Below are 20,066 nucleotides of genomic sequence, written 5' to 3'. Positions count from 1 at the left end.
TCGGGTTATGAGCCCGACGAGCTACCAATTGCTCCACCCCACGGTGTTTGTACTCTTAATGTAAGCAAATAAACTTCATTTGCAAACTATTATTGTATCTGTTTGCCGTTTATCTCACTTCCCGACGGTTCAAGCAGAAAAAGCCGCCCCTCCTGGCCCTCCATGGCGAGAATCATGCCCTGTGAAATCTCGCCCCTGATGGTACGTTCGGCAAGATTGGCAACCAGCACCACCTGTTTGCCCACCATCTCCTCCGGGGTGTAGTGCTCGGCCACTCCGGCAAGTACCTGACGGGTCTCCGGACCGACCTTGAGCTGCAGTTTCAGGAGTTTTCCGGCCTTCTTCACCTTTTCGGCAGAAAGTACCGTAGCGGCACGCAGGTCTACCTTCTGAAAATCATCAAAACTGATTTCCGGCTTGATGGTCAGGCGTTCGGCGGCAGCCCCTGCCTCGCGCCTTTCCGTCTCGGCAAGCAGGTGCTCGATTTTTTTCAGTTCGGGCTCGATATCGGCATCCTCGATCTTGGTAAAGAGAATTTCGGACTGTTCCCTGAGCCGGTGCCCCAGTTCGAGCTGGGGAGAAAGCAGCCCGGAGAATAGCGACACCCCGCCTGCAACGCGCTCTTCGATTGAACCGCCCAGCCCAAGCATGGAACGGATTCGTCCGGCGGTTTCCGGAATTACCGGATAAAGCGCAAGGGCAAGCGCATGACAGAGATTGAGCGAAAGCGCCATGGTTTTTGCCGCCGCCGCCCGGTCGGTTTTTATAACTTTCCAGGGTTCTGACTCGGTAAGAAAACGGTTTGCAGCCCTTGCTATATCCATGCCGAGCGATGCGGCTTCCCTGAAATGAAACTCTTCGAAAGCACGGTCAAGCTTTTCCAGGGTTTCATGCCAGTCGATCCCGAGCGTATTCCACTCTTCATCGCTGCAGGCATGAGGCACCTTGCCCTCGAAGCGTGAGTTGGTGAAATCAACGGAACGCTTGATGAAATTGCCGAGCGTATCGGCCAGCTCGCCGTTCGTCCGGTTCTGGAAATCCTGCCAGCTGAAATCGGTATCCTTGTTTTCAGGATAGTTCATGGCAATACTGTAGCGGAGGGTGTCGGCGGGGAATTTTTCAAGGAACTCTCCGAGATAGACCGCATAATTTCTCGATTTCGAGAATTTTCTCCCTTCGAAATTCATGAATTCCGATGCGGGAACGTTATCGGCCAGATTGTAGACGCCGGACTGCCGTCCCTCGTTCCATGCCATAAGGATAGCCGGAAACATCAGGGTATGAAACACGACGTTGTCCTTCCCGATAAAATGCACGATCCTCGATGAGGGGTCCTGCCAGTATGCTTTCCAGAGCGATGCATTTCCCGCCGCCTCCGCCCACTGGCGGGTGAACGAGATATAGCCGAGGACGGCATCGAACCAGACATAAAGCACCTTGCCGAGCGCTTCGGGATCATCGAGCGGCACCTGGATGCCCCAGCTCAGATCACGGGTTATAGCCCGGTCGTTCAGGCCCTGTTTCAGCCAGGTGCGGGTGTAGTTCACAACGTTCGGCCGCCAGTCGTGCTCGTGGGACGCGACATAGGCTTCAAGCGCCTCCTGAAACTTCCCCAGCGGAAAATACCAGTGCATGGTTTCGCGAAGCTCCGGCGTAGCATTGGAGAGCTTGCTTTTCGGGTTCAGGAGCTCCGTAGGGCTCAGATGCGTCCCGCACTGTTCGCACTGGTCGCCGTTGGCTTCGGTATTGCCACAGATGGGGCAGGTTCCGGTAACGTAGCGGTCGGAGAGAAAACGGCCGGCCTCGACGTCGAAAAACTGCTTTTCGGTTTTTCTGAGGAAAATCCCCTTTTTCTCGATCTCGAGAAAAAACTCTTTCGCGGTTTCGTGGTGCCCTGGCGAAGAGGTTCTGCCATAGTAATCGAACGAAATGCCGCATTTGCCGAACGCGTCGAGATTCATCCGGTGGTACCGGTCAACCACATCCTGGGGCGAAATCCCCTCTTTTTCCGCTGTAATGGTAATAGGCACGCCATGCTCGTCGGAGCCGCCTATATGAATGATATCTTCACCCTTGAGCCGTTTATAGCGGACATAAATGTCAGCCGGAAGATAAACGCCGGCCAGATGGCCGAGGTGTACCGGACCATTGGCATAGGGGAGCGCCGTGGTGACAAGGGTTCTTTTAACGGGATGCATCATGGATAGAAAAAAATACAGAAAACGGCAGCCGGTGAAATTCCGTTCGTGATGAAAACCCGGATACTGCCGCTTAAAAGGGGTTACAGTTATTTTTTAACGAAAAGCGTCCTGCACTTGTCGAACGGAATCTTCCGCCTCTGGTCGTTCCGGATATAGCGAAGCAGAACCAGCTTTTTCTGCATATCAACGTCTTCGATCACGGCTTCGCCCGATGGTGTTGAAACCTTGCTGCCGGGGGGCGGCACCGAAGGCGGAAGCCCGCATGCCTGGCCATGCCCCCGGTCGTGCTTCGAATAACCCAGACAGCATTTCGGACGATTGCAGATACCGGTAATGTTAAAGGCATGCGTATCGCTGCAGCTGTTGTCGGGATACTGCGACTTGTCGGCAAACGGATTGGCATGTATTTTCGGAAGCCAGCTCGAACAGCAGAGCAGGCAGCCGCACGGTCCCAATGAATTCGCCCGCCGGGCCTCCTCGCGCGTGGTAATCTGCACCATCTGGATTCTCGCCTTGAACTCGCCGGCCAGGTCGCGCACCAGTGAGCGGAAATCGACCCGGTGGGCCGAGGTGTAATAGACGGAAAGTTTCTGCTGATCCATGCGGAGCTCGACATCGACAAGTTTCAGGTCGAGATCGTGTTTTTTAACCTTGGCGGTGCAGGTTTCGCGAATCTCCTCCTTGCGCCGCTGCAGTTCGGCGATGACCAGCGAATCCTGCTCATCTGCCAGGCGAAGTATTTCCAGACGTTCCGTTCCCGGTTTGTCAAGCCCTTTCAGCTTGAGTTTTTTCATGGCGATCAGGCCGGTGGAATACACGATGCCGTAATCGTAGCCGCCATCGGTAGCGACAATAACCTGCTGGCCCACAGAGAGCGACAGATCCTCCGGGTTATTGAAAAACTCCCTGCGGCAACCCTGAAGCTCGATTTCACAGATATAGCTGTTCCCGGCTTCATCCGGGTCCTGTCCGTAAATTTCCTCGATTTCGCTGTGCAGCAACTGCGACAACCGGAGCCTTACCTTTGCGTTGTCACCGAGCAGGCAACTGCAGATAACATTACTCATAACAACAGATGAAATTTAATTCGCAAGTCAAGGCGGTTACCCCGCCCTCGAGCCGGCTCCCCTGCCGGAATCATCATCTCCCGATACCGAACAGTTTTCTGTACCGCTCCACTTTTCTGTTGACCGATTCGCCCCCATGAATCACAACCCGGCCCTCATCGAGAGTACGGTTCATGACCAGGGTTTTCAGTCCGTCCAGATGATCTTCCGTACGCTGCCGCATCATCGAGGTGAGTTCCCCGGACGGAGGGCAATCGGCGGCAGTAACCAGAAGCGGCGGGCTGAAGGAAAGGAGCAGTTCAGGTTTCTGTTCTTCAAGATATTCAATCCTGCTGACAACTGAAACAAGGTAGACCCCACTCTTTCTTTGAAGAACACGGGAAACGATACCCTCCGTTCCTTTAAAGAAAAAAAGCGGACGCCGGTCGACATGTTCGATACGGCCCTGCGGAAAGAGCCAGAGCGCATTCTGGCGTTCTGAAGGGGCCACGAGAAGATCGGCAGCGTAATCGAGGCTCCTCAACGCACTTCTTGCATTGGTGCGGTCAATGGAAAATGCTCCGAGACGGGTGAAAAAACGATGCCGGTTCAGCTGCGGGTACTCGATAATGATATGGAGGTTCTGCCGGAAAAATTCTTCGGTACAGAGCTGCGACCAGAAGCCGTCCCACCAGTATGCGTGGTTGCCGTAAAACACGACCGGAATGCCGGGATTCATTTCCGGCACTCCGGGGTCCATGAAAACACGGAGCGTGTTGAAATATCGTCTGAACTGCCTGCGGGAATACCACCCGAACCAGAGGGTATAGAGGCGGCTCCGACGGACCTTCAGCATCCGCCGCGCTTACTGAAAGGCTTTTCTGATACGGTTGACCGCTTTTTCAAGCGCCGTAATCGAGGCCGCATAGGAAAGACGCAGGTTTTCCGGAGCTCCGAACGCATCTCCGGGAACCGTTGCGACATGGTGATCCCTGAGCAGATATTCGGCAACGTCTGCAGAATCCTTCATGAGCATGCCGTTGAAGGTTTTGCCGAGCACTCCCGCAATCGAGGGAAAAATATAAAACGCGCCCTGGGGCATGGAGGTTCTGAAGCCCGGAATGCTGTTGAGGGCAGCAAACATGTAGTCGCGCCTTTTTTCGAATTCGCGGCGCCGCTCCTCGACGATACCCTGATCACCCGTGAGCGCTGCGACGGCGGCTTTCTGGGCAATGGCATTGGGATTCGAGGTAGTCTGTGACTGAATCTTGTCGCATGCGTCGATCAGCCATTTCGGTCCGGCAAGGTAACCGATTCTCCAGCCGGTCATGGCGTAGGTTTTCGATACACCGTTACTCACGATAACCCACTCCCTCATTTCCGGAATACGTGCAGGGGAGAACGGGCGGATATCGCCGTAAACGATCATGTCGTACATTTCGTCGGAGACGACAAAAATATTCCGGCCTTCAAGAACCTTCATGAGCGCCCGCACCTCGGCTTCGCTGTAGACGGCTCCGGTGGGATTGGAGGGCGAATTGAGCACCAGTATTTTCGTTTTCGGCGTAATGGCCGCTTCGAGCTGGGCCGGCGTCATCTTGTAATCGTTCTCCAGCGTGGTGTTTACGATGACCGGGTCGGCACCGGCCAGACGCACCATTTCGGGAAAACTCACCCAGAAGGGAGCCGGTACGATAACCTCGTCACCCTCCTGACAGAGCGAAAGAAAGGTATTGGCAAGGGTCTGCTTGCCTCCGTTGCTGACGATGATCTCGTTTTCCTGGAACTCGAGACCGTTGTCGCGGCGGAATTTCTCCTGAATGGCTTTTTTAAGCTCGGAAATGCCTGAATTGGCGGTATAACGGGTAAATCCCGAGCGGATGGCCTCTATGCCGGCCTGATTGACATGATCGGGGGTCGGAAAATCCGGCTCGCCTGCCGAAAGACTTACGATATCCTTTCCTTCCGCCTTCATTTTATTTGCCAGAGCGCTAATGCGCATGGTCTGCGATTCCTGCATGCTGAGCACCCGGCGGGTGAGATACTGTTCACCGGGAATACTGGTGTTGGACATAAGTGTTAACTCTTGGGTTTATGTTTTTTTGATTCATCAAGTTTTCGGTGGAGGCTTTCAAGCACGAAGGGATGTACGAATTTGCTGACATCGCCTCCGAGCATGGCTACCTCCCTGATAATCGAGGATGCCACATAGGTGTACTTGACGTTAGGCATCAGAAACACCGTGGTCACTTCAGGGTAGAGATGGCGGTTCAGGAGTGAAATCTGGAATTCGTACTCGAAATCCTTGACCTGCCTAACCCCCCGGATAATAGCCCGGGCTCCCTTCTGGCGGGCATAATCGGCAAGCAGACCGTCATGCAGCACCTCGACGCTAACCGCCGGATAATCCGAGATAATTTCCCGGATCATAGCCAACCGCTCATCGACACTGAAAAGGGTTGTTTTCTGGCTGTTTTCGGCAATGACCACCACAACCTCCCGAAAAATATTCAGAGCCCGTTCAAGCACATCGAGATGCCCGTTTGTAAAGGGATCGAACGTTCCGGGATAAATAGCTTTCTGTGTCATGAAGATACCTCGTGATGCTGAAAAAAAGTAACCCTTGTCATGCCGTAATCCTTATGCATCAGGTAATACGGCGAACCTTGAAAATCCAGATCGGCCTGGTGCTCCACCAGAAGCATGCCGTCATCGGCAAGAATCCGGCTTCCGGCAATCCGCTCGATGAGGCGGTCGTAATCCGGCCAGCTGTAGGGAGGATCACAGAACACGAGAGAAAAACGCTCTTCCGTCCGGTCGAGAAACGCCGTCACCTCGGAGCGGATAACGGAAACCTCCTCGGACACGTCAAGCCGGTCTGCCGTATACTGCATGGATTTAAGGGCTTCCGGGTGACGATCCACAAAACAGACGAACCCGGCCCCACGGCTCAGGGCCTCGAAGCCCATATTGCCGAATCCGGCAAAGAGATCGAGCACTGCAATCCCGTCAAAATCGATCCGGGCCGAAAGCGTATCGAACAGCGACTTTTTAACCCTGCTGCTGCAGGGACGGATATCGCGCGACGCCGTGCTTTTTATTTTATGACCCCGGTAGGTCCCGGCAAGTATCTGCACGACAGCCCCTCTCAGGCCGGAAAATCGCCGAACCGGGTTTCACCGAGCAGTTCAAGGGCTTTCAGGGCGTCATCCTTCGAGGGGGGCTTGCCATGCCAGTTCGACCCGTCAGCCATCGTACCTTCGAAAAACGGCACACCCTTTCCCATCAGGGTTTTGGCAAGCACAATCGAGGGCTTTTTGCGGTCGGGTATCGAAAGAATCCTTCCGACGACCGCAATAACGTCTTCGATATCATTACCGTCACAACTGAACACCTCCCAGCCGAACGCTCTCCATTTATCGGCGAACGGTTCGATATTCATGATATTCCGGACCTCGCCGTCGATCTGCGCATTGTTGTAGTCGACGATTCCGATCAGATTTCCGAGTCCGTAATGGGCCGCACTCATTGCGGCTTCCCATATCTGTCCCTCCTGGCACTCCCCGTCACCCATCAGACAGAACACCCTGTTCAGGCGGCCGTCGATGCGATTGCCCAGCGCAGCGCCAACTGCGGCTGAAAGCCCCTGCCCGAGCGAACCCGATGCGATCCTGATTCCCGGCAGTCCGGACTCTGAGGTCGGATGTCCCTGAAGATAGGAGTTGAGCTGCCGAAGCGAGGCGAGTTCAGCAATGGGGAAATACCCGGAACGGGCAAGCACACTGTACCAGACCGGGGCTATATGCCCGTTGGAAAGAAAAACCATATCCTCTTCGCCGTGCTCCCGGAAAGCATGCGGATTCTGGCGAAGCAGCCTGAAATAGAGTGCGGTAAAAATATCGGCCATGCCGAGCGAGCCGCCCGTATGACCGGAATTGGCCAGGGCAAGCATCCTGATGATGTCCCTGCGGACCTGCGTGGCCATGGTTTTAAGATCGTCGATGGAAGCAAGCTCGAGAAGCTCGCCTTTTTTGTCAGCCGGATACAGCGCTAAATCTTTTGCCATTGTTATCGAGAGCAACATTCTTGGGAATTAATGAGCCTGAACCTGAAGTTAAGGGGCCCGGGGCATAAATAATAAAAAAAATTCACTCACCCCCCCGTTTTCTTTCCCGCAGAAACTTCCAGAGCGAGAAAAAAAGAAAACCGAAAAAAAGAACGGAAACAGGGATGCTGTACATTGCGGCATAACGTCCGATCTCCTGCCAGTTCCTGCCCAGGAGAAGACCTCCGTAAAGCAGAAGAACATTCCACAGGGTGGCGCTTGTGGCTACGGCAAGCAGCACGAGGGGAATTCTCAGGTGCATCAGACCGGCCATGACGGAAATGACCGCCCTCGATCCGAAAAGAAAACGGTTCGCCAGTACGGCCAGATAACCGTGGGCGGAAAACCTGCTGCGAAGAAGCTCCATATCGGAAGGGGGAAAAAAACGGTGTACGCTCTTCGAGAACCGGTGCTGTACGGCGCCTCCCTCCCCTGCATAGATTTTCATGCCGAAATGACGGCTCAGAAGAAAAACCAGCATGAATCCGGCCGTCGAGCCAAGTGAGGCAGAAAAAAGCGCTGCGGAAAAAGAGATGGTGGTGTAATGGATCAGATACCCGATGAAGGCCACCGGAACATCACCGGGTATCGGAGGTATGACGTTTTCAAAAAAAGCGATGAAAAACAGAAAAAGATAGACTGCAAAGGGGTCCGCATGCTGCAGATAGACAATTGCAGAATCAAGCATGAATTATCCGGGGCTCTCTTTATGAATTCAGTCAGTCGATCTCAAGTACTCTTCTCTGCACTTCGCTGTATGCATCTTCAACGCCACCAAGGTCGAACCGGAACCGGTCCTTGTCCATTTTCTCGTTGGTTTCGAGGTCCCAGAATCTGCAGGTGTCGGGGCTTATTTCATCACCGAGAAGAATTTCGTCGTGATAGCGCCCGAATTCCAGCTTGAAATCGACCAGTTTGAGCTTTCTCTGGGCGAAGAACTCCCTGAGAACCAGATTGACGGCCTCAGCCCGCGTCCTGAGCACGGCAAGCTCGTCATAGGTCGCCACGCCGAGCGCAACGGCATGCGATTCGTTCATGAGCGGATCATCGAGATCGTCGTTCTTCAGATAAAATTCGACAATGGGAGTGGCGAGCACCGTACCTTCGGCGAATCCGTACCGTCTGACCAGCGAACCGGCGGCGATGTTGCGCACGACAACCTCAACCTTGATAATATCGAGCCTGCGGCACAGCATGTCGCGTTCCGAAAGCTTTTCGACAAGATGGGTCTTCACACCATGCGCTTCAAGCAAGGTGAAGAGTTTGCAGGAAATCGCGTTATTGACGACTCCCTTGTCGGCAATGGTGCCTTTTTTCTTGTTGTTGAACGCCGTGGCATCGTCCTTGAATTCCTGTATGACAAGATCGCTCTCTTCGGTCAGAAAAACCTTTTTCGCCTTGCCCTCATGCAGCAGTGTTGTCTTTTGCATACCTCTTTGGTTGAATAGAAAAATAATTACCGGAAACGCCCAAAAGCGCTTCCCTTGCTGAAAACTGTAAAACCCTCCCGTCAGGCCATCGTTCCGTTTTCACTCTGCGGATCGTCAATGCCGGATGCTGCCTGCTGGAGCGCTCCGGTAAGCACGATGGTGATCTGCTCATCGGTCAGGCCCTTGTCCTTGAGAAAACTCATGAACCTGAACACGCCGAGATCCGAAAGCATTGCCCTCGGAAGATCACTTCCGCCGAGCCCCCTTGTTCGGCCGTACTCCCTTGACGTCATGATCCAGTCCTCGATAAACTCTTCGGACTTGCCTTTTTCCAGGAAATAGCCGGTCACGATCCGCTCGACATCGCTCTGCGCCGGCTCGGGATGAGCCTGAAAAAGCAGCTGCATTTCTTCAGAAATTCTGGCGAGCACAATAACGGCTTCCCTGTCAAGAGCCTCTTCCAGGATATCCTTTGCCTGCTTCTTGACATCCGGCTTGTAAGTCATACTGTTATCTGGATCAATGGATAGAGAATTCCTTAATGAAACGCCAAAAAAATCCGCAATAGCCCTACATTCTACAATAGTAAAGAAAAAATCTTGCAAAGATAAGCGATTATGAAGAAAACCATCTTCTGTATTTCCCTCTTTTCCGCCCTGCTGACTCCCTGCCCGGAGCAGGCTCATGCCGGAGCGGAAAACCGCGGATCACTCCTCCTGATGTGGTGGAATGCAGAGAACCTTTTCGATACCCGTAACGACCCTTCTGCAGGCGATGACGAATTCACCCCGGACGGAAGCAAAAGGTGGACGCAAAAAAAACTCGAGCTCAAACAGCTCCGCATACGCCTTGTACTCGATGCCATTCACGCCTCGCCGGATTACCGCCGTTATCCTGATATTCTGGCCTTTGCCGAAACGGAAAACCGCGGTGTTTTTGCCGGTTCACTCGGAAAAACCGGCACGTCCGCCTATAAAATCCTCTACTACGAATCTCCCGACCCGCGGGGCATCGACATCGGTCTGGCCTATAACCCCCGAAGCGTACGGCTGACCTCCTCGAAAGCTTACCGGGTACCCATCGAAAACGACAAACCAACCCGACCTGTCATCGTTGCCGGCTTCAGTGCCGGTCGGCATCCGTTCCATGTCGTGCTCAACCACTGGCCTTCACGCTCTTTCGACAGGGAGTGGAGCGAACAGAAACGCATGGTGGCGGCAAGGGTGACGCGCCATATCGCCGACAGTCTGCGCATGGCCGATACAAAAGCCGACATCATCATTATGGGTGATTTCAACGACGAACCGGAAAACCGCTCCCTGAGGCAGGTACTCGGTTCGTCCAGCGATGCCGCAAAAGTCCGTTCCGGCTGCACCACGCTGCTCTACAACTGCTGGAGCGGTTACGACGGCATAGGCAGCTACTCTTACCGGAACCGCTGGGAGCATATCGATCAGATACTGCTCTCATGCGGCATGCTCGACAGGAAAGGACTCTCGTTACCGGATCGGCCGTTCCGCTGCTTTTATTTTCCGGACATGCTCGACAGAACGGGAAAAAAGCCTTACTCAACATTCTACAAAGGCAAATTCAAGGGGGGGTACTCCGACCACCTGCCGCTGCTTCTGAAGGTCGCCACGGAAACGGACTGAAGGGGAAAAAACCGTCCCTGAAACCGTTTCTCTCCTCCGTTCATTCCGTCTTCCGGTTTACTTCCACGGTAATATGAACCAGTTCCTCATGAACCGAGAGCATCCGCCTGTAATACTCCGGCCCGACATCACTGCTGACGGAAAGAGAGAGAATGCAGGCGTATTTGCCACCGCCAACACGCCAGACATGGAGATCGGTTATTTCCGCCCCCGTGCGGTCGCCGGCAATAGCCTCCCGCACCTCCTCCACCACCGGCGCATCCATCTCGGCATCGAGCAGCACCTTTGCACAGTCCTGCATAAGACCCCACCCCCATACTGCCACCACGCCAGAACCCGCAATACCCATCAGCGGGTCGAGCTGGCCGAGCTGCCAGAATTTCCCGCCGAAAAGAGCGACAAGGGCCAACACCGAAGTAACCGCATCGGTCAGCACATGAATGTAGGCCGAACGCAGATTCAGATCATGATGGTGCGACCCGTTCCCGTCGTGATCCGTTATGGAGTGCGAGTGCGCGTGACCGCCCCTGAGCAGCCATGCACATGCCATGTTGACGGCAAGACCGGCAACCGCCACGAAAATGGCCTGATCATACTGCACCGGTACAGGAGCGAGCAGTCTTTTCGACGACTCGTAAAACATCAGAACAGCGATAAGGACGAGAAAAATGGCACTGGTGTAACCTGCGAGCACCTCGATTTTCCAGGTCCCGAATGTAAACCGCCCATCAGGAGCGAAGTGCCTTGCCGCCCTGTATGCCGCTGCCGAGAGGCCGAGAGCAAGCACATGGGAACTCATGTGCCAGCCGTCTGCAAGCAGGGCCATCGAATTGAACATCCAGCCGGCGGCAATCTCGGCAACCATTGCGGCAAGGGTCAGGGCAACGGCAAGACGGGTATTTCTCTCGCCCCCCGGGTTTCCTTCATGAAAAAGATGGTTATGGCGCATATCCAGTGGAAAAAACTTTCAAAACAGGGTTTTTTATTATACTATACTCCAGTATAGAATATTGACCCGACGAAAGCAATGCCGCATACCAAAAAGGATAAAAAAAAGCTGCTGGCCAGAATCCGAAGGATCAGGGGCCAGGCCGAAGCGCTGGAAAAGGCGCTGGAAACCGGTACGGAGTGCTCAGGCATTCTGCAGCAGATTGCCGCAATCAGAGGAGCTGTTTCAGGATTGATGACCGAGGTGCTTGAAGGCCATATCAGGGAGCACCTTGTTTCGGGAGAACTCAGTGAGGAACAGAGAAAGGTGGATGTGGAACAGGTTATTGCAGTACTTCGCTCATACATCCGATAAGTGGCCGGGCGGCTACCGGGTTTTCGAAACCCTTCAGGGCAGAAGCTGCTCCTGACTTTCAACGCTCCCATCGACGGCCAGCAGCGTCAAATCCCCTCCACCCTCCATCATGAGGCGTTCTCTGGCCATGTGAAGGGCATCCTCTCTGGTAGGATGTATGGTCGATGTCCAGGGAGGACCGTTCAACTGATTCACCCACAAACCATCTTCACGAAAATATACCGTTCTGTCCTGCTTTTTATCACTATCGGTCATTGATCTGTCTGCACTTTTTTCAAAACAAATTAGCCCTTTTCATACGTCATATATACGCAATAATTCTCTCATTTCAAAACGGAGACGCATCAGGAAGCGGGCGATGCACCCTTAAGCGCCTCATGCATGCATGAGCAATGAACCGGCCAGGAAAATGAATGCCAAAGTCCGGGGAAGAAGAAAACGCGAGCATGCCTTACGGATGGCCGGTGATGGATTCGTCACCGCGAAGCCTGTCGCAAAGCATCGGGGAAGAGGGATCATAGAGCGATGCCGCTCCGGAAAGAAGCTTTTTGCGGTTCGATACCGCGTAACAGTAACGGCACCCGTGCGTACAGGTGTCATAGCTGCCGATATCACGGCTTGCGATGCAGCCGCACGCCTTTCGCTGACTCCGGTCTTTTCCGGTTCCGGTCACCTGTCTTCCGCTTATTCGCCCGATCAGCTCAGCGTCGATACAGCGGCTGTGCATGATGCCGCAATGCGAAAGATCGATATCCTGAGCGCAGGTGCAGAGTGCGATGTCGAACATTCGGGCGGTTCCGGCAAACCTGCCCGCAAGATCGGCCATCTCCTCCTTGCCGGGAGTGGCATAGCCGACGCCGCGCATTCGTCCCCTGATTTTGCGGTAATCATCAAGAAAACTGATGATGCAGCGTTCCGTATAACCGGCAAGAGCCTCGGCCAGAAGGGCGAATGCGGATGCGTGCCACACCGCGTTCATGGTTTCGGTCAGGATCACCGGATCGTACCGCCAAACCACCCGTTCCCTGCCGGCAAGACGCGAAAGTTTTCGAAAAGCACTGACGCGATCCTCTCTCGGGGGGACACCAGGTTCCAGCTCAAGGTCGTAAGGGGTGAGGGTAAAAAGAAAATAGGAGGAGTAACCCATGGCGTCTATCTCCGGCAGATGGAGAAGAAAAGGCGCCGGATTTTTCGTCCAGAACACCAGAGCATCGACACAATCCGCCCCGAGTGCGATCCGGCTAACCTGTTTCGGCTGCATGGGATTGCGCACCAGCACTTCGCCGGCTTTAAGACGGTTCAGCAGCCACTCGCCGTAAAAGGCCGGGATATCGGTTCTCCGGCTTGCGCTGACGATCATTCGCCGACCTTTCGGGCGCTTTGAAGCCCGGGCGACCGGGCAAGCAGGCGCTTGCGCTCGGCGGTAAAGTGCCACCACGGCAGCGCCTCGTTACCGGCCATAAAGCTCGTCACCGACATGAATACATCGATCACGCAGGGGTCCTGGAGAGTGTCCGTCGCCTCGCAGAGATCACGGTACATCTCCAGAGGACAACGACCGGAAAGCTGCTCCGGTTCAGAAATACCGATCATGACGAGATCCCTGGCGACGGCTTTTCCGATGTTCGGCAGATCGGTGAGCCTGCAGACCCGGTTACGAATGACTTTTGACGGATTCACGGGATTAACGGTTTCCGGTTAAAAAAAAGGAGCCGCACTATGGCGGCTCCCTTGCGCGTAAAAACGGCTTTCCGGCTCAGACACAACCGGAAAGAACTGTGCTTCAGTGTTCGTCCACCTTGATCCTCATCGAGAAGAAGGAACGATGCACATAAACCAGCGACAGAACAAAGAATACCGCTGCGAGGGTCAGCGCCACCTGAGGCGGAAGTTCAATGGCGAGCTCAATGGCAAGCAGACCGAACAGGGTGGTGAACTTGATGATCGGGTTCAGGGCAACCGAAGAGGTGTCCTTGAATGGATCGCCGACCGTATCACCGACAATTGAGGCATCATGCAGCTCGGTGCCTTTGGCATTGAGTTCGGTTTCAACAAGTTTCTTCGCGTTGTCCCACGCACCGCCGGCATTGGCCATGAAGATGGCCTGGTAGAGACCGAAAAGCGCGATGGAGATCAGATAGCCGATAAAGAAGAAGGAATCAAGACAGGCAAACGCAAGTGTCGTAAAAAACACGGTCAGGAAGATGTTGAGCATACCTTTCTGCGCAAACTTCGTGCAGATTTCGACAACCTTCTTGCTGTCCTCGATCGATGCTTTTTCAGCACCGCTGTCCAGCTTGATGTTCTTCTTGATGAACTCAACGGCATAGTAGGCGCCGGTCGTCACCGCATTGATGGATGCGCCGGTAAACCAGTAGATCACCGCGCCGCCCATCATGAGGCCAAGCAGGAACGGTGGAGAAAGAATGGAGAGCTTTGCAATCGAGCTGACATCAGCAAGACCGTTGGTCAGAATCATGATGATTGAGAAAATCATGGTCGTCGAACCGACCACCGCAGTACCGATCAGTACCGGCTTGGCCGTTGCCTTGAAGGTATTGCCGGCGCCGTCGTTGGCTTCAAGATAGCGTTTTGCATTGGTGAAGTCAGGCTTGAAACCAAACTCGCTCTCAATCTCTTTCGGCGAAACGTTTTCGATCAGCGAAAGCTCATAAACCGACTGTGCGTTATCAGTAACCGGACCATAGGAGTCTACCGCTATGGTGACAGGACCCATGCTCAGGAAGCCGAAAGCCACAAGACCGAAAGCAAACACTGAAGGGGCAAGCATGATCACCTTGTCAAGTCCGACGGTCAGAAGTCCCTGTGACGCAATCAGCTCGGGAGTCAGACCGAGAGTGGTGATGCCAAGAGTACTGAGTCCATAGGCTGCACCCATAAGACCGACAATGGCAAGTCCCATCCAGTAGGCACTGAAGTTGCCGGCAACAAGACCCGCCAGAATGTTCAGCGCGGCTCCACCCTCTTTGGTGCACTGCACGACATTGCGGACATGGGCGCACTCGGTGGAGGTAAAGCGGTTGACCAGTTCCGGAATAAGCGCACCGGCAATGGTACCGCAGGTAATAATCGAAGCAAGCTTCCACCACATGGTGCCGTCGCCAAGCGTGCTGATCAGGTAATACGATGCGACATAGGTAAGGATGATCGAAACGATGGAGGTCAGCCAGACCAGCGTAATGAGCGGTTTTTCGAAGTTCATCTCATCAGCATTGCTGTACTTCATCTTGGCCAGAGCGGCATTGACCCAGTAGGAGACCGCACTTGCAAGAATCATGACAAGGCGCATGGCAAAAATCCAGACAAGCAGCATGATCTGCACTTCGGGAGCCTTTATGGCCAACAGAATAAAGGAGATCAAGGCAACACCGGTAACGCCGTAGGTTTCAAAACCGTCAGCCGTAGGTCCGACCGAGTCACCGGCATTGTCACCGGCACAGTCAGCGATAACACCGGGATTACGGGCGTCATCCTCCTTGATCTTGAAGACGATCTTCATGAGATCGGAACCGATGTCGGCAATCTTGGTGAAGATACCGCCGGCGATACGAAGCACCGAAGCGCCGAGAGACTCACCGATGGCGAAGCCGATAAAGCAGGGTCCGGCAAAATCACTGGGAACAAAAAGCAGAATGCAGAGCATGACGAAAAGCTCAATGCTGATAAGCAGCATGCCGATGCTCATACCCGCCCGGAGCGGAATGGCATAGGTTGGAAACGGTTTGCCGCCAAGGCTGGCGAATGCCGTCCTGGAGTTGGCAAAGGTGTTGATCCTCATGCCGAACCAGGCAACCGTATAGCTTCCGAGAATACCGATCAGACTCGCGGCAAGAATGGAAACAACCTTTATGGTTTCCAAATGACGCAGCCAGCCGAAGTAGGCGACGATAATGGCACCGATAAGAACCCAGAGAACAAGGATGAACTTGCCCTGCGTAATCAGGTAGGTTTTGCAGGTGGCATAGATCAGTTCGCTTATCTCCTTCATGGCATTGTGAACAGGGAGATTGCGGATGCCCATGTACTGGACGACACCGAAAAGCATGCCGAACAGGCAGATTGCAAGCCCCCACATAAGGAGCGTGTCACCGGGAATACCACCCAGAAAAGGCACCGAGTGTAAATCCGGCAATACCAGATCGGCCTCGCTTGCCATCGCTTTTGGCGACTGAAGCAATACTCCAAGGCCTCCCAGAACCGATCCGGCTCTGGCCAACCATGATACGTTAAACGGTTTTTTCATTGCGCTTTGTTTTCACTGTTTTTTTTTCTTGACCCAAGAAAAGCGTGTTGTCCGCAGAAATCATTACAGGAAACGACCCTGAAAACAACAAGGAGCTTTAAATTGCAACTTTTTTCATGAATCTCAATACCTTTTTGTAGAACTTCTTAGAGGTTTCACTCTATTTCAACACACCTTTTTTCTCTGTTCCCGATGGCGGAAAACGAATGGTTGTTACCGATTTCGCCGCCGCTCTGCTATATTCCTTCCGTTGTCGCTCCGCCCCTTTTCAATTCAGAATAACCGGGATCACGATCCGGGTTTATGTTTTATATGCCATGAAACTTGTTGTTGGTCTCGGAAATCCTGAACCCCGCTATGCCGGAACGCGCCACAATATCGGCTTTGAAACCGTTGACAAAATCGCGGAGTCTTCCGGTGTCCGGTTCGCCCCCGGAAAAGGCAAATACCATTTCGCGAAAATCAGCTGGCGCAGCAGGGCGATCGTGCTCGTCAAGCCGATGACCTACATGAACCTTTCCGGTCATGCCGTGGTTGCCGCCATGAACTTTTACAAGATTCAGCGGCAGGACATCCTGGTTATCTGCGACGACCTCAACCTCCCCTCCGGCGCCCTGAGGCTCAGGGCAAAAGGCTCGGCCGGAGGACAGAACGGCCTGAAACATATCATCGAATGTCTGGGAAGCGATGAATTTGCCCGCATGAGGATCGGCATAAGGCCGGAAAATCAGCCTCTCGCCTCGTTCTCATCGTTCGTGTTGGGAAAATTCAGTGAGGAGGAAAGGAAAACCATGGAAAGCATGCTGGGGGTGTGCGCCGATGCCGCCATGGACTTTGCCGTCAACGGCATTGAACATGCCATGAACCATTACAACAGGGCGTCAGGCTAGCAAGCGACAAGCTCGGGAATCGAGGCACCGCATTCGCGGCGTGAAGGGCGGTGCATCTTCTTCACGAACGTAATGGCGCGGTCGTTGAACTCCCGAGGCTGATCGACATTGCATACATGGCCCGAATTTGCGATCACCTCGAGCCACGAGTTGGTGTGCCGGGTAATGATGAGGCGAACTGCCGGAAGAAACATGTGATCCTCTTCTCCCATGAGGTAGAGCGTTGGAATACCGGTATCCTTCTCCTCGAAGTACTTCAGGAGCGGAGTCAGTTCATAGGTAAGCCGGAACCAGCGCATGAACTCCTTCTGCGCAATTTTTTTCGCCTCGTTCACAAAAAGCAGGCGCGACTTCTTGTGCCGCTCGCGGGGCATGATGATCCAGGCGAAAAAGCTGTAGAGCCACATGTAGGGCACAAAACGCTTGAACATGTTTCCGAGAGCCACCAGAACCTTTGCCCTGACGTTCAGACGGATGATAGCCCCCCCCATGATCATCGAACTGACCCGTTCGGGAGCGATCTCGCTCATGTTGCGGATCAGGATGGTGCCGAGGGAAATACCGATAAAGTGAGCCTTCCGGATATTCAGCGTATCGAGCACCTCGATGATGTCGCGCGTGATATCCTCGAAATTGTAGTGGCGGTCCTCCTTGAGACTGACCATATGCTTCGACTTGCCATGTCCTCTGAGATCGACAAGCAGCACATTGAAATGCTTTATGAACTCCTTGATCTGCAGAAACCAGATCGACGAACTGCCGCCGGCGCCATGAACGAAAACCACCCAGGGAGCATCGGTATCGGGGAGTTCATATGTCTTGTAGTGAAGCATTGAAGAACACGTTTAAAAACCATTAAACCAGACAACAGAAAAAAACAAGACGAGAGACTAAAAAGTTACATGCCGCCTCGCACAACCCTGACAAGCTCGAACAGCGCAACTCCTGCAGCAACGGCCACATTCAGTGAGTGTTTGGTGCCGTACTGCGGGATCTCGAACACCTCATCGCAATGCGCCAGCAGTTCGTCATCGATACCCTGAACCTCATTGCCAACAATCAGACAGAGAGGAAAATCATCCCTGACCGCCATGGTGTAAGGCCTGCTCCTCTCGGCGATCTCCAGACCGCATATTCTCACCCCCTCGGCCTTCAGGCGCCCGACCGCATCGAGCGGATCGGCACAGTATTCCCACTTCACGCACTCCTGTGCCCCCAGTGCCGTTTTTTCGATCTCCCTGCGCGGCGGCGTTGCCGTGTAGCCGGTAATAATCATTTTCTCGACACCGACGGCATCAGCCGTTCGGAACATGGAACCTACGTTCCACATGCTCCGGATATTGTGCAGCATCAGGTAAACCGGATGCTTCGGCGAATTGTCTGACAGCTCAGGTCTCAAGCGGTTCATCTCCTCACCGGTCAGCTTCCTGAAGCTCATCCTACAGGTTTCCGAGTTTTTCGAGCAGCCGGTCGTTCTCGAGACGCAGCCCGACATTGAAACGCAGGCAGTTTTCCATAAGCGGATAACCCGACACATTACGAACAAGAATACCCGAACTGCTCAGACTCTGAAACACTTCGCGGGCATCGCCGACCCTGATGATGAGAAAGTTCGTGTCGCTCGCCATCACCTCTATTCCCCGAATCCCGTCAAGTGCACCGTAGAGTCTTTCCCGTTCGCCGAGAATGTATGCAACCGCATCGGTAACAAGATAGTAATGCTTCAGCACATGCTGCAGGGTAATTTCAGCCAGGCGACTCGAAGAAAACGGGATTTTAGGCTTGGCTATCTCGCCGAGCAGCACCGGATTGGCAATGGCAAAACCGATGCGCATGCCGGCAAGGGCAAGCGCTTTCGACATGGTGCGAAGCACAATGAGATTGTCCAGCTCGCCGACAAGGCCGATAATGGATGGTTCACGGGAAAACTCGATATAGGCTTCATCGACCAGAACAATGGCATCGCACTCCCTGACAATGCGGCACAGATCGCCATAAGCGAGCGATTTGCCGGTCGGATTGTTCGGCGTCGAAAGCACGATAAAGTCAACCTGTTCCTGTGCAGCCTTCCTGATGATGGCATCCGGGTCGAAATCGAGGCCGGAAAGCATGGGAACACTGACAACTTCAGCCTGCAGGAGCAGGGCTATTTTTTCATAGAGCGAAAACGACGGCTCGGGGATGAGAATCTTTTTTCCCGGTCCGAGACATGCAAGAAAAATCGTGTAGAGCATCTCGTTGGAACCGTTGCTCATGATAACGGAATCCCGAGGCACTCCGAGAAAATCCGCATAGGCATCCATGCCCCTGAACGGCAGAATGTCGGGATAACGGTTCCAGGGCTCCTTGCAAAACTCGTCGAGCACCGTCTTTTTCAGCCACAGCGGCAGATCGAACGGGCTCTCGTTCTGGTTGAGCTTGATTTCGGCCTCCTGGCCCCCCTCCACCTTGTAAACCCCAATATTGTGCAATGCAGGATTAAGAAGATCCCGTATATCTCGCTTCATCTCGATTATTTACTGTTACCGGCCAATGAAAGGCGGCTGACCGGTATGATGGCCCTGTTCCGGCTTCACTAAAAAAAGCATCTTTTTAAGATTTTTTATAAAAAAAACTGGACATTGCTCATTTTTTTTATACTTTAAATCAAGACAAATTTTATCCTATATACTTCAGAAGGAGATGCCATGATACCGATAACGAAAACACCGCTCGATCTGCTGGATGATATATACAGCATAGCTTACTGGATGACCGGCAGTGAAACGGAGTCACGGGAGCTCGTTGACCACACTTACCTCAACGCAGGAATAGACACGCCGGAACCGGAACTTCTGAAAACCTTCAGGGAGTGCTATATCGACCGGTTCGGACAAGAGACGGATTTCTGCCTGAACGAAAAGCCGTGCAAAACCGCCGGAAGACTTGCCGGCGCGATAAAAAACCGTGCCGCCGATATAAAGCTTTCGGTTTTGCTGAGCGAAATTTCAGGGCTCCGCCACCGCGACATTTCCGAAATACTTGAAAAGCCGGTTGAAACCATAAGAATGTGGCTCTACTGGGGCAGAAAACTGCTTGTATACGACGACATTCAGAAAGCCTCAGCCTGAACCCGAATGTTCCCCATGCATAAGGCCGTCTCCCTTTTTTACAGGGAACCGGCCTTTTGTTTTTC

22 protein-coding genes are annotated in these 20,066 nt (G+C 53.5%); 4 read left to right on the top strand and 18 right to left on the bottom strand.

The genetic code is table 11. From position 1 onward, the window contains the following. Positions 1 to 89: 89 nt before the first annotated feature. From metG to WBP50_RS03370, 10 genes are all read right to left on the bottom strand, one after another. Complete coding sequence (metG, locus tag WBP50_RS03415) at positions 90 to 2,198, bottom strand: methionine--tRNA ligase (RefSeq protein ID WP_423931675.1); 2,109 nt, start codon at positions 2,196 to 2,198, stop codon at positions 90 to 92. A gap of 89 nt (positions 2,199 to 2,287) precedes the next feature. Then, positions 2,288 to 3,268, bottom strand: a complete 981-nt coding sequence (locus WBP50_RS03410; protein ID WP_423931674.1) for a PSP1 domain-containing protein — start codon at positions 3,266 to 3,268, stop codon at positions 2,288 to 2,290. A gap of 73 nt (positions 3,269 to 3,341) precedes the next feature. Continuing rightward, the gene (locus WBP50_RS03405; RefSeq protein ID WP_423931672.1) at positions 3,342 to 4,103 is read right to left on the bottom strand and encodes a lysophospholipid acyltransferase family protein; all 762 of its coding nucleotides are present in this window, start codon (positions 4,101 to 4,103) and stop codon (positions 3,342 to 3,344) included. A gap of 9 nt (positions 4,104 to 4,112) precedes the next feature. After that, positions 4,113 to 5,321, bottom strand: a complete 1,209-nt coding sequence (locus tag WBP50_RS03400; RefSeq protein ID WP_423931671.1) for a pyridoxal phosphate-dependent aminotransferase — start codon at positions 5,319 to 5,321, stop codon at positions 4,113 to 4,115. A 5-nt stretch (positions 5,322 to 5,326) separates the two neighbouring features. Further along, entirely contained in the window at positions 5,327 to 5,836 is a 510-nt protein-coding gene (coaD, locus tag WBP50_RS03395) for a pantetheine-phosphate adenylyltransferase (protein WP_423931670.1), read from the bottom strand. After that, positions 5,833 to 6,384 carry a 16S rRNA (guanine(966)-N(2))-methyltransferase RsmD gene (gene rsmD / locus WBP50_RS03390; protein WP_423931668.1) on the bottom strand — a complete coding sequence of 184 codons (552 nt, stop codon included), beginning with the start codon at positions 6,382 to 6,384 and terminating at the stop codon, positions 5,833 to 5,835. The genes coaD and rsmD overlap by 4 nt, the downstream gene beginning before the upstream one ends. Before the next feature lie 11 nt (positions 6,385 to 6,395). After that, positions 6,396 to 7,313, bottom strand: a complete 918-nt coding sequence (locus WBP50_RS03385; protein ID WP_423931666.1) for a transketolase — start codon at positions 7,311 to 7,313, stop codon at positions 6,396 to 6,398. 82 nt (positions 7,314 to 7,395) lie between these two features. Further along, the gene (locus WBP50_RS03380) at positions 7,396 to 8,040 is read right to left on the bottom strand and encodes a DedA family protein (RefSeq protein ID WP_423931664.1); all 645 of its coding nucleotides are present in this window, start codon (positions 8,038 to 8,040) and stop codon (positions 7,396 to 7,398) included. Positions 8,041 to 8,071: 31 nt separating this feature from the next. Beyond that, on the bottom strand, positions 8,072 to 8,782 hold the full coding sequence (purC, locus tag WBP50_RS03375; protein ID WP_423931662.1) for a phosphoribosylaminoimidazolesuccinocarboxamide synthase: 711 nt from the start codon (positions 8,780 to 8,782) through the stop codon (positions 8,072 to 8,074). Positions 8,783 to 8,862: 80 nt separating this feature from the next. Beyond that, entirely contained in the window at positions 8,863 to 9,288 is a 426-nt protein-coding gene (locus WBP50_RS03370) for a RidA family protein (protein ID WP_423931660.1), read from the bottom strand. A 111-nt stretch (positions 9,289 to 9,399) separates the two neighbouring features. Between WBP50_RS03370 and WBP50_RS03365 the strand changes: the two genes are divergently transcribed. Continuing rightward, the gene (locus WBP50_RS03365; RefSeq protein WP_423931658.1) at positions 9,400 to 10,434 is read left to right on the top strand and encodes an endonuclease/exonuclease/phosphatase family protein; all 1,035 of its coding nucleotides are present in this window, start codon (positions 9,400 to 9,402) and stop codon (positions 10,432 to 10,434) included. Between the two features lie 40 nt (positions 10,435 to 10,474). Here WBP50_RS03365 and dmeF read toward each other — a convergent pair whose 3' ends face one another. After that, positions 10,475 to 11,383, bottom strand: coding sequence for a CDF family Co(II)/Ni(II) efflux transporter DmeF (gene dmeF / locus WBP50_RS03360; protein WP_423931657.1), 909 nt, complete (start codon positions 11,381 to 11,383; stop codon positions 10,475 to 10,477). A 78-nt stretch (positions 11,384 to 11,461) separates the two neighbouring features. On the opposite strand from dmeF, the gene WBP50_RS03355 reads away from it, so the two are divergent. Then, complete coding sequence (locus tag WBP50_RS03355; protein ID WP_423931655.1) at positions 11,462 to 11,737, top strand: metal/formaldehyde-sensitive transcriptional repressor; 276 nt, start codon at positions 11,462 to 11,464, stop codon at positions 11,735 to 11,737. A gap of 33 nt (positions 11,738 to 11,770) precedes the next feature. Here WBP50_RS03355 and WBP50_RS03350 read toward each other — a convergent pair whose 3' ends face one another. The 4 genes from WBP50_RS03350 to WBP50_RS03335 all read right to left on the bottom strand — a co-directional run bounded on the left by WBP50_RS03350 (position 11,771) and on the right by WBP50_RS03335 (position 16,001). Beyond that, positions 11,771 to 11,992, bottom strand: a complete 222-nt coding sequence (locus tag WBP50_RS03350) for a DUF2188 domain-containing protein (protein WP_423931654.1) — start codon at positions 11,990 to 11,992, stop codon at positions 11,771 to 11,773. Between the two features lie 196 nt (positions 11,993 to 12,188). Further along, on the bottom strand, positions 12,189 to 13,097 hold the full coding sequence (locus tag WBP50_RS03345) for a DUF1848 domain-containing protein (protein ID WP_423931653.1): 909 nt from the start codon (positions 13,095 to 13,097) through the stop codon (positions 12,189 to 12,191). Next, positions 13,094 to 13,417, bottom strand: a complete 324-nt coding sequence (locus tag WBP50_RS03340) for a helix-hairpin-helix domain-containing protein (protein ID WP_423931651.1) — start codon at positions 13,415 to 13,417, stop codon at positions 13,094 to 13,096. The genes WBP50_RS03345 and WBP50_RS03340 overlap by 4 nt, the downstream gene beginning before the upstream one ends. Positions 13,418 to 13,520: 103 nt before the next feature. Further along, positions 13,521 to 16,001, bottom strand: coding sequence for a sodium-translocating pyrophosphatase (locus WBP50_RS03335; RefSeq protein ID WP_423931649.1), 2,481 nt, complete (start codon positions 15,999 to 16,001; stop codon positions 13,521 to 13,523). Positions 16,002 to 16,318: 317 nt separating this feature from the next. Between WBP50_RS03335 and pth the strand changes: the two genes are divergently transcribed. Next, positions 16,319 to 16,891 carry an aminoacyl-tRNA hydrolase gene (pth, locus tag WBP50_RS03330; protein WP_423931648.1) on the top strand — a complete coding sequence of 191 codons (573 nt, stop codon included), beginning with the start codon at positions 16,319 to 16,321 and terminating at the stop codon, positions 16,889 to 16,891. Here pth and WBP50_RS03325 read toward each other — a convergent pair. From WBP50_RS03325 to hisC, 3 genes are all read right to left on the bottom strand, one after another. After that, positions 16,888 to 17,724: an alpha/beta fold hydrolase gene (locus tag WBP50_RS03325; protein WP_423931647.1), complete on the bottom strand. Its 837-nt coding sequence runs from the start codon at positions 17,722 to 17,724 to the stop codon at positions 16,888 to 16,890. The genes pth and WBP50_RS03325 overlap by 4 nt on opposite strands. A gap of 65 nt (positions 17,725 to 17,789) precedes the next feature. After that, positions 17,790 to 18,329 carry an RNA methyltransferase gene (locus WBP50_RS03320; protein ID WP_423931646.1) on the bottom strand — a complete coding sequence of 180 codons (540 nt, stop codon included), beginning with the start codon at positions 18,327 to 18,329 and terminating at the stop codon, positions 17,790 to 17,792. Between the two features lies 1 nt (position 18,330). Next, positions 18,331 to 19,398: a histidinol-phosphate transaminase gene (gene hisC, locus WBP50_RS03315; RefSeq protein WP_423931645.1), complete on the bottom strand. Its 1,068-nt coding sequence runs from the start codon at positions 19,396 to 19,398 to the stop codon at positions 18,331 to 18,333. 180 nt (positions 19,399 to 19,578) lie between these two features. Between hisC and WBP50_RS03310 the strand changes: the two genes are divergently transcribed. Continuing rightward, positions 19,579 to 20,001 carry an RNA polymerase sigma factor gene (locus WBP50_RS03310; protein ID WP_423931643.1) on the top strand — a complete coding sequence of 141 codons (423 nt, stop codon included), beginning with the start codon at positions 19,579 to 19,581 and terminating at the stop codon, positions 19,999 to 20,001. Positions 20,002 to 20,066 lie beyond the last annotated feature (65 nt).

The organism is Chlorobium sp., from assembly GCF_049593655.1.
In the GTDB taxonomy this organism is placed as follows: domain Bacteria; phylum Bacteroidota; class Chlorobiia; order Chlorobiales; family Chlorobiaceae; genus Chlorobium.
This window is presented reverse-complemented; position numbering and strand designations above follow the sequence as displayed.

Excerpts from the sequence above, each read along its gene's own strand:
- WBP50_RS03410 (WP_423931674.1), bottom strand. The coding sequence starts at position 3,268 with ATGAGTAATGTTATCTGCAGTTGCCTGCTCGGTGACAACGCAAAGGTA.
- metG (WP_423931675.1), bottom strand. The coding sequence starts at position 2,198 with ATGCATCCCGTTAAAAGAACCCTTGTCACCACGGCGCTCCCCTATGCC.
- WBP50_RS03400 (WP_423931671.1), bottom strand. The coding sequence starts at position 5,321 with ATGTCCAACACCAGTATTCCCGGTGAACAGTATCTCACCCGCCGGGTG.
- pth (WP_423931648.1), top strand. The coding sequence starts at position 16,319 with ATGAAACTTGTTGTTGGTCTCGGAAATCCTGAACCCCGCTATGCCGGA.
- WBP50_RS03355 (WP_423931655.1), top strand. The coding sequence starts at position 11,462 with ATGCCGCATACCAAAAAGGATAAAAAAAAGCTGCTGGCCAGAATCCGA.
- WBP50_RS03335 (WP_423931649.1), bottom strand. The coding sequence starts at position 16,001 with ATGAAAAAACCGTTTAACGTATCATGGTTGGCCAGAGCCGGATCGGTT.
- WBP50_RS03365 (WP_423931658.1), top strand. The coding sequence starts at position 9,400 with ATGAAGAAAACCATCTTCTGTATTTCCCTCTTTTCCGCCCTGCTGACT.
- WBP50_RS03385 (WP_423931666.1), bottom strand. The coding sequence starts at position 7,313 with ATGGCAAAAGATTTAGCGCTGTATCCGGCTGACAAAAAAGGCGAGCTT.
- hisC (WP_423931645.1), bottom strand. The coding sequence starts at position 19,398 with ATGAAGCGAGATATACGGGATCTTCTTAATCCTGCATTGCACAATATT.
- WBP50_RS03310 (WP_423931643.1), top strand. The coding sequence starts at position 19,579 with ATGATACCGATAACGAAAACACCGCTCGATCTGCTGGATGATATATAC.
- WBP50_RS03320 (WP_423931646.1), bottom strand. The coding sequence starts at position 18,329 with ATGAGCTTCAGGAAGCTGACCGGTGAGGAGATGAACCGCTTGAGACCT.
- coaD (WP_423931670.1), bottom strand. The coding sequence starts at position 5,836 with ATGACACAGAAAGCTATTTATCCCGGAACGTTCGATCCCTTTACAAAC.
- WBP50_RS03345 (WP_423931653.1), bottom strand. The coding sequence starts at position 13,097 with ATGATCGTCAGCGCAAGCCGGAGAACCGATATCCCGGCCTTTTACGGC.
- purC (WP_423931662.1), bottom strand. The coding sequence starts at position 8,782 with ATGCAAAAGACAACACTGCTGCATGAGGGCAAGGCGAAAAAGGTTTTT.
- WBP50_RS03350 (WP_423931654.1), bottom strand. The coding sequence starts at position 11,992 with ATGACCGATAGTGATAAAAAGCAGGACAGAACGGTATATTTTCGTGAA.
- WBP50_RS03370 (WP_423931660.1), bottom strand. The coding sequence starts at position 9,288 with ATGACTTACAAGCCGGATGTCAAGAAGCAGGCAAAGGATATCCTGGAA.
- dmeF (WP_423931657.1), bottom strand. The coding sequence starts at position 11,383 with ATGCGCCATAACCATCTTTTTCATGAAGGAAACCCGGGGGGCGAGAGA.
- WBP50_RS03405 (WP_423931672.1), bottom strand. The coding sequence starts at position 4,103 with ATGCTGAAGGTCCGTCGGAGCCGCCTCTATACCCTCTGGTTCGGGTGG.
- WBP50_RS03325 (WP_423931647.1), bottom strand. The coding sequence starts at position 17,724 with ATGCTTCACTACAAGACATATGAACTCCCCGATACCGATGCTCCCTGG.
- WBP50_RS03380 (WP_423931664.1), bottom strand. The coding sequence starts at position 8,040 with ATGCTTGATTCTGCAATTGTCTATCTGCAGCATGCGGACCCCTTTGCA.